The organism is Armatimonas sp., from assembly GCF_043760365.1.
Lineage (GTDB): Bacteria > Armatimonadota > Armatimonadia > Armatimonadales > Armatimonadaceae > Armatimonas.
Map to the genome: position 1 here is coordinate 1 of NZ_JAYUPA010000243.1, position 5,723 is coordinate 5,723.

Annotated in this window: 5 protein-coding genes; 4 read left to right on the forward strand and 1 reads right to left on the reverse strand. The window is 54.7% G+C overall.

What is annotated here, in order from left to right:
• The coding region (locus ACH2EH_RS05850) for an aldo/keto reductase (protein ID WP_395139833.1) at positions 1-639 on the reverse strand (639 nt) is incomplete at its 3' end.
• A gap of 171 nt (positions 640-810) precedes the next feature.
• On the opposite strand from ACH2EH_RS05850, the gene mtaB reads away from it, so the two are divergent.
• The 4 genes from mtaB to ACH2EH_RS05870 all read left to right on the forward strand — a co-directional run bounded on the left by mtaB (position 811) and on the right by ACH2EH_RS05870 (position 5,411).
• Positions 811-2,163 carry a tRNA (N(6)-L-threonylcarbamoyladenosine(37)-C(2))-methylthiotransferase MtaB gene (gene mtaB / locus ACH2EH_RS05855; protein ID WP_395139835.1) on the forward strand — a complete coding sequence of 451 codons (1,353 nt, stop codon included), beginning with the start codon at positions 811-813 and terminating at the stop codon, positions 2,161-2,163.
• Positions 2,164-2,173: 10 nt separating this feature from the next.
• Positions 2,174-2,767 (forward strand): YcxB family protein, encoded by a 594-nt coding sequence (locus ACH2EH_RS05860; RefSeq protein ID WP_395139837.1) that lies wholly within the window; start codon positions 2,174-2,176, stop codon positions 2,765-2,767.
• A 17-nt stretch (positions 2,768-2,784) separates the two neighbouring features.
• On the forward strand, positions 2,785-4,731 hold the full coding sequence (locus tag ACH2EH_RS05865) for a S9 family peptidase (protein WP_395139839.1): 1,947 nt from the start codon (positions 2,785-2,787) through the stop codon (positions 4,729-4,731).
• Positions 4,732-4,853: 122 nt separating this feature from the next.
• Positions 4,854-5,411 carry a hypothetical protein gene (locus ACH2EH_RS05870; protein ID WP_395139841.1) on the forward strand — a complete coding sequence of 186 codons (558 nt, stop codon included), beginning with the start codon at positions 4,854-4,856 and terminating at the stop codon, positions 5,409-5,411.
• The last annotated feature ends 312 nt before the right edge of the window (positions 5,412-5,723 follow it).

Below are 5,723 nucleotides of genomic sequence, written 5' to 3' on the forward strand. Positions count from 1 at the left end.
CTTGCGGTACTTGCCCGTGAGCATCCCGCTGGCCAGAGGGAAGTAGGGGAGCAGCCCGATACGGGTTTCCGTGCACTCGGCGAGCACGCCGTCGGTCTCTGGTTGACGCGCAAAGAGGCTGTACTCATTCTGAACACTGACAAATTGCGGCCCACTGGAATCCGTAGCCGCAGCGGCGCGGAGCTGCTCGACGGAGAAGTTGGAGCAACCGAGCTCACGAACTTTCCCCTGCGCCACTAACGCACGTAGCGCCCCCATAGTCTCCTCGATAGGTACGCTGTCATCAGGGCGGTGGATTTGGTAGAGATCAATCGTGTCTGTCCCCAGACGCCGTAGCGAGTCCTCGCATGCCCGAAAAATATACTCGGGCCGTGCGCCGCCAGGCCGGTCGTCGTCGAGCTTGATGCCAAACTTCGTTGCGATGAGCACGTCGGCACGGCGCTTGCCCAGCGCCTGGCCCAGAAAGACCTCACTGTTTGTCCCACCGTAGCAGTCCGCCGTATCGAAGAAGTTGATGCCGGAGTCAATCGCCGCGTCCACGACTAACTGCGTCGCGGCCAGATCGCAGCGCATCCCAAAGTTATTACAGCCCAGTCCCACAACGGAGGCTTGAAGGGAACCCAATGCACGAGTTTTCATGCAAATGGTATACCTGATTTTGCCGGGGCCTGAAAGTCCCCGGCTCAGCGACGCTTCGCGTCAAGCGGCCCGAGGCCGTACCCTATCCTTGCCGCGCGGGCTCGGCCCGCTTCGCCGAAGGCGGCTTAGGCGGGGACTTTCAGGCCCCGACCACGATATAATTCAAGCGCTATGCCCGTTGCTGCCCTAACCACCCTTGGCTGTAAAGTCAACCAGTACGAGACCGAAAGAATCGCGGAGGATTTTGCCGCTGCGGGGTTTGTCCTCACGGATTTTGACGCGCCCGCGGATGTCTATGTCATTAACTCCTGCTCGGTGACGGCGGCGGCGGATAAAAAGTCGCGCTATCTTGCCCGGAAAGCGAGCCGGACGAATCCCAACGCCGTTGTGGTGATGACGGGCTGCCACAGCCAGCAGGTGCTTGATCACGGCGAGTGGGTCGAGGGGGCGACGCTGCTGATTGACAACGAGGACAAGCTGCGCGTCTTTGAGAAAGTGATCGAGTTCGCCCCAGAGATCTTGAGCTACTCGTCGTCGCCCGCAACGGTTCTGCCTGCCCGCGAGCGCCGCACCCGCGCGACCCTGAAAGTCCAGGACGGCTGCACGCACTTCTGCGGCTTCTGCCAGATTCCCTTCACGCGAAAAGTGAAAGTCTCCCGGCACTGGGAGGAGATTATCGCGGAGACGCACGCGCTTGCCGAGAGCGGAACGCGGGAGATCATCGTGACGGGCGTCTGTGTGGGGGCATACGATGAGGCCACAGGCTCCGGCGGGCCAGATCTTGCCCAGCTCCTGCTCAAAGTTGCTGACGTCCCTGGAATTGCCCGCGTTCGCCTGAGCTCGATCCAGCCGATTGAAGTGAGCGACGCGCTGATCGCGGCGTTTGCGAGCCACGCGAATCTTTGCCCGCACCTGCATCTCAGTTGCCAGAGCGGCGACGACACGATTCTTCGTGCCATGAATCGCCCGTATGATGCGGCGTTCTACAAAGAGCTGGTGCGAAAGCTACGCGCGGCTGTGCCCGATGTGGCTATTACGACGGATCTTATCGTCGGCTACCCCGGCGAGAGCGAGGCGCTGCACCAGAACACACTCGCCTTTGCCCGCGAGCTTGGCTTTCAGAAAACCCACTGCTTTCGCTACTCGCCAAGAGATAAAACCTATGGGGCGACGCTCAAAGACGATGTCAGTGACGACGTGAAAAAGCAACGTCACGCCGAGCTGCAAGCCGTGGTGGACGCAAGCAACCGCGCCTTCACAGAGGGCTATCTAGGCCAAACGCTGAGCGTGCTGGTGGAGCACCCCGAGGGCGGCACGCTCACCGGATTCACGCCCAACTACATTAAAGTGAGATTTGCTGGCCCTGTTGCTCTCTACGGCGAGCTGGTTCCCGTGCGCCTGGATGCAGTAGGGAACGACGGCAGCGCGACCGGTACACTGCAGCTCACGGGTGCTGAGCTAGAATACTACCAAGCTCACGTGCCGCGCCCTAAGTTTCAGAGTCTCGCCATGATGGTAGAGTAAATCTAAACCCATGACTATAAACTACGATCTAACAGAAGAAGATTTGGTTGACTATCAGCTGCATTTTGCCAGGACAATTGGGCATTTAAAGCGCTCTAAACAAGTGATGGCGATTCTGGGAGCTGTGCTGGGAATTTTGGGGATCCTGCTGTTTACCATTGGTAAAGTGGCTCAGGGAGTGGGATCACTCCTCTATGCTCTGTTTTTATTTTTTTTTGCTCCCCTCATGCAAAAAACAATGCAGCAAAACCTCAAGAAATTGGTAAGAAAAGGCTATTATAAAGCTCTTCTCGGATCAACTCAGTTAACACTTACACCAAAAGGTATTAAAACTACGAATGGCATGAGTGAGAGCCTGATGTACTGGGGAGCAGTCGAACAGCTTGTGGAAAGCGATACCAATTTCTTCGTTCAATTCTCTGCGGGTGTGAACTTGGTGATTCCCAAACGTGCCTTTGCGACACAAACACACGGTGCGCAGTTTTTGAAGATGGCGGAGGAGTACCGGCAGGCAGCGACGGGAGTACCGATTCCCACGATGCAAAAAGGCGCGTGGTGGACGCAGGGTGCAGACTTGATAGAGACGCAGTCGCAGCGGCAATAATTGGGTACCATGCTGTTGTGCAAAAACGCTTAACCACCATTGATGATCTCCTGCGCTTCGCCGCGCCCTCGGAGCCACGCCTCTCGCCCGACGGAAAGTGGGTGGCCTACCTGGTCAAGACCGTGAACGAGGCAAAGAACAAGTACGAGACCCGGCTCTATCTCGTGCCCTCCGATGGCTCCGCGCCACCGCGTGTGTTCACACAAGGGGAGAGTGTCGCAAATCATCGCTGGGCTCCCGACTCGCAGAGCTTGGTCTTTGTCCGCGCCGACGAGAAAAAATCCCAGCTCTGGCAGTTGTCGCTGAGTGGAGGAGAGGCCGTTAAGCGCACGGACTTACCACAGGGCAGTCTGGACGACGTCGCCTTCTCCCCAAACGGCACGCAGATTTTGTTCTCGTTCCGCCCCGCCGAGGAAGAATGGAGCGAGCAGGCCACCGAGGGCCGCAAGAAAAATAATCAGTCGTCGCCGCCCCGTGTGATCACACGGCCACGGTGGCGGCAAGAGGGGCTGGGCTGGCTACCGTCGGGGACGTTTCAGCTACACGTACTGGATCTTGCCACGGGGGAAGTGGAGAAACTCACGGCAAGTGAGCGCGACTACGGCAGCCTGTGCTGGTCGCCGGATGGCAGGGAGATTGCCTACACCCAGAACGCAGGTAAAGATCCGGATATGGAGTCGGGGGCGACCGGACTTTTCGTGTGGGATCTGGGGCAGACGGAGCCCAAACAATTAGGGAAACTCGGTCCTAAGGGCGGGCTGGCATGGTCACCGGACGGCAATAGGATCGCTTTTTCCGGCCACGACCACGTGGATGAAGTCTGGGGGACATGGAATATTCACCCGTGGATTGTCGAGGTTACCACAGGGGAGAGCCGCGATCTCGCTCCTGGCTGGGACGTGACGGCGGGGGACTCAGCGCTCGGTGAGGTCTACGGGCGCGGCGATAATGGGCCGGTCTGGGACGGCGAGAGTATCTTGTTCGTGGCATCCGACAAAGGCGAGGTCGGGATTTATAAAGTGGGCCGGGGTGGGGGAGTGCCCGAGAAATGCACACCGGAGGGCTGCTCTGAGGTGGGAGTGAGTGTCGCAGCCGGAAAAATCGCCACCCTGCGCCTCACAAGCCACGATGCGGGGGATATCTATGTGGACGGCAAGCGCCTCAGTGAGCACAACAGCGCGCTATGCGCCGAGGTGAAGTTCATCGAGCCCGTGGCGTTCGTAGCAGGCGACGTGCCGTACTTTGCGCTTTTGCCGGAGGGCGACGGGCCACACCCGACCGTTCTCTATATCCACGGCGGGCCGCACTTGATGTACGGGCGCTGGCATCTGTTCCATGAGTTTCAGGCGCTCACCGCCGCCGGATTTGCCGTGCTCTATCCCAACCCGCGCGGCTCCAAAGGCTACGGCGAGGCATGGACGGGTGCGATCCGCGACAACTGGGGCGAGCCCGCAATGACGGATGCTCTGGCCTGTGTGGATCACGCTATCGCGCAGGGCTGGGCCGATTCCGAGCGCCTCGCCGTGATGGGTGGCAGCTACGGCGGCTATCTCACTGGCTGGATTATCGGACATTCAGAGCGCTTCCAGTGCGCCATCGCCGAGCGGGGGGTCTATAATCTGGTCAGCTTCGGCGGCACCACGGACTTCATCGCCCGCGACCACAGCTTCTTTTTGTCTAATCACACCAACGACACGGAGAGCTTCCGTCGCAACTCGCCGCTGACGTATGCGGGCAATGTCAAGACCCCCGTGATGATCGTCCACTCCGAAGGCGACCTGCGCTGCCCGGTGAGCCAGGGCGACGAGTATTTTAGAGCCGTCAAGCGCACCAACCCCGCCGAGACAATTTACCTACGCTACGGCCCCGAAGCCAGCCATGAACTAAGCCGAGGCGGCCCACCTGATCTGAGAATAGACCGCCAGAAACGCTTCCATGCGTGGCTGAAGCAATACCTCGTTTAATGATACACTAAATTTAGTTCGAAAGGATGATAATACAAATGTTTTGGCATTCAACTGTTTCGGGATTGATATCACTGTCTCATAGTTTTTTTTGGATTATTGTAATGATCCAATATTTTTCTATGATGATTTTTCAGTTTGCAATAGGAATATTTACAAGTGATGACAATAAAGATGGCACTGAAACATCAAGATGTATAACAAATATTAAAATATTGCTAGCGGGATTTTCTGTCTTTTTAGCATTTTTTAGAGGATTATTTGAGAATTTTTTAATTATTATACTAACACTAATGTTTATCATAGCAGTTATGTGTACTATGGGCGGTATTGATTTCAATGCTTGGAATTTTTTCCAAGTCAAATCTTTGACTCTGATGCGAGGATTGATTGTCCCTACGTTAACTATCACATTTGTATTATTCATTGTCAAATTCGTACCGATTATTGGCGACATAATTGAGAGCAGTGTTTCTGCTCGTATCTTTGCTATTGGTTGGCTTTTATTTAATGCCATGGTCACTTTTCCGATGAGTGATTCTGGTCTTGATATAAAATCAATAATGCCTGGATGGATAGAGAACATCGGATATTTATTTTTTTCAATGGCAACTCCATGGATATTGATTTTATTAATTTCAGTGATTCCATCTCTCGTTTTCCGGAAAACGAGAGAATGATTGGAGAAAAGGCTGCTTACTATTATTTTTGAATTATTTCATATTCGTATTTTTCGGATTTCTAACTCTGTCTATGTATTTTCATAATATTTATGATGACATAGCCCCAAATAAAATACAATTAGTGATAAGCAAATTCAAATGATGCTTCGATGATGCAACATAATAAGTATTATCGGACGTTGTTTTAGCAATAAAAAACAGGAGCAAAACGCTCCTGTTTTTACGCTGCTTGTGGGAAATCGCCCATGCGTTGCTCGATGCGCTTGACCTGATCGTGGCACCGATCTAGAAGTTCCTCGACAGAATCTG

Excerpts from the sequence above, each read along its gene's own strand:
- mtaB (WP_395139835.1), top strand. The coding sequence starts at position 811 with ATGCCCGTTGCTGCCCTAACCACCCTTGGCTGTAAAGTCAACCAGTAC.
- ACH2EH_RS05860 (WP_395139837.1), top strand. The coding sequence starts at position 2,174 with ATGACTATAAACTACGATCTAACAGAAGAAGATTTGGTTGACTATCAG.
- ACH2EH_RS05870 (WP_395139841.1), top strand. The coding sequence starts at position 4,854 with ATGATGATTTTTCAGTTTGCAATAGGAATATTTACAAGTGATGACAAT.